A 2,086-nucleotide genomic window follows, 5' to 3' on the forward strand; every position below is an offset into this window, starting at 1 on the left:
GAGCCCGTCACTCCCTTCGGAAGCGGCCAGGCTTCAGGCGCGCCCGCCCCGCCCCCCGTTCCGGATCCCACTCCTGGACCGGATGCGACCGAAGGATCGCAATCCTCGCTTAGCTTCAGGGCATTGCTCGAGCTCTGGGCGCAGGACCGGCCGTCGCAGGAAAGCGACACGCTGTGGCTCGACGATACGGCGCAGCGCTGCCGCGCAGCGCTCCTGCGCTACGGCATGTCGGCCCGACTCGAGCAACAGGTGCTGACCCCCAACGCTGCGCTGCTACGGTTCCGAGGTTCTGACGATCTCACTGTGGCGAAGGTCGAGAACAAGCGCGAAGAGCTTGAGTCGACCCATGGCCTCGAGCTGATCGGCGTGCGCGCCGAACCGGGGTTCGTGGTGGTCTCGATCAAGCGACCGCATCGGATGACGCTCGGTTTGCCGGAGGTCTGGGCCGGTTGGGAAACGCGTAACGATGCCGCCAATGCAAGGCTGCTGATCGCGGTCAAGGAGGATGACGGCAGTCCGTTGTTCCTCGAGCCCCAGCCCGCGCCACATACGCTCGTGGCCGGCAGCACCGGCAGCGGCAAGTCGATCCTCATCCAGAACATCATTCTCGGGATCGCTGCCACCAACCGCCCCGATCAGTCCCGCATCATCCTGATCGATCCCAAGGCCGGCGTTGATTATTTCGCTTTCGAAACACTTCCGCATCTCGATGGACCAATCATCGATCGGGAAGATGAGGCGCTCACCCGGCTCGACGCGCTAGTGGTCGAAATGCAGCGCCGCTACTCTCTGTTCAAGGAAGCGCGTGTCTCGAACATCGCCGCCTACAACAAGGCGGCGAGCGAGCCCTTGCCGCTCATCTGGCTGATCCACGACGAGTTCGCCGACTGGATGCAGCTCGACAGCTACCGCGCGGGTGTGGAAGCAGCGGTCAACCGGCTCGGTGTCAAGGCGCGTGCGGCGGGTATCTATTTGATCTTCGCAGCACAGCGCCCCGACGCTAGCGTCTTCCCGATGCAGCTGCGCAGTAATCTAGGAAACCGGCTCATCCTGCGGGTGGACAGCGCCGGCACCTCGGATCTCTCGCTCGGCATTAAGGGTGGTGGGGCCGAGCGCCTGCTCGGGAAGGGCCATCTCGCCGCGATCATCGGCGGCGGGACCACGCCGATCTATGCCCAGGTCCCCTTTATCGACACCGACCGTCTCGAGCAGCTGGTAGCGGTGCTGGTGCGTGATCTAGGCTAACGCTCATGGAGATCATCGCCTATCTGGACAATAATGCGACCACTCGCCCCCACCCTGAGGTGGTGGAGGCAATGCGCTACTACCAGGAGACATTGTTCCTCAACGCCTCCTCGACTGCAGGCGAGCTCCTCGGCGCGGCGCGTCCGCTCCATGACGCGCGTATCGCGATGCTCGACCTGCTTGGCGGCGCGGCGGATGCCGATCAGATCGTCCTCACCTCAGGAGCGAGCGAGGCCAATAGTTGGGTCATGTTCGGCGCGCTCGCGCCGACATCACACGCGGTGACCTCCGCCAGCGAACACTCGTCGATCCTGACTGCCGCGCGATCAGCACAGGCGCGCGGGCAGCAGATCGATGTTCTGCCGGTCAATGAGCATGGTTTGATCGACCATGAGAGCCTAGCCACCGCACTTCGGCCAGAGACGCGTCTCGTCTCGATCCACTTTGCCAACAACGAAACCGGCGCGGTCCAGCCGCTCGCCGCCCTTGCCGCGCTAGTCCGGGAACTGTCCCCGGGGGCTTTGCTCCACACCGACGCCACCCAAGCGGTGGGCCGCATTCCGATCGATCTTGCCGGCGCGCTCGCGCAGTTCGACCTCGTCTCTTTCTCCGCGCATAAATTCCACGGCCCCAAAGGGATTGGCGGGCTGTTCATGCGCGACGGAGTGGCGATCAATGCGCTGATTTCGGGCGAGCAGGAGAAGGGCCTTCGCGGCGCCAGGCTTCGGACATCGTCGCCGACGCCGCGCAGCGTTCGGCCCAGTATTACGTCAACTCGCGTTGGCTGGGCGGCATGCTGACCAACTGGAAGACGATCTCGAATTCGATCCAACGCCTGCGC

General features: G+C 64.2%; 1 protein-coding gene and 2 pseudogenes. All 3 read left to right on the forward strand.

Features of this window, described 5'->3' with window-relative positions:
• The coding region (locus EOA32_RS36575) for an FtsK/SpoIIIE domain-containing protein (RefSeq protein ID WP_210214887.1) at nt 1-1,245 on the forward strand (1,245 nt) is incomplete at its 5' end.
• A gap of 5 nt (nt 1,246-1,250) precedes the next feature.
• Nucleotides 1,251-1,904, forward strand: a pseudogene (locus EOA32_RS40475) (aminotransferase class V-fold PLP-dependent enzyme); the annotation flags it as partial.
• A 50-nt stretch (nt 1,905-1,954) separates the two neighbouring features.
• Nucleotides 1,955-2,086: pseudogene (locus tag EOA32_RS36585) on the forward strand (30S ribosomal protein S2); the annotation flags it as partial.

It is taken from the genome of Mesorhizobium sp. M1A.F.Ca.ET.072.01.1.1 (genome assembly GCF_004023325.1).
Lineage (GTDB): Bacteria > Pseudomonadota > Alphaproteobacteria > Rhizobiales > Rhizobiaceae > Mesorhizobium.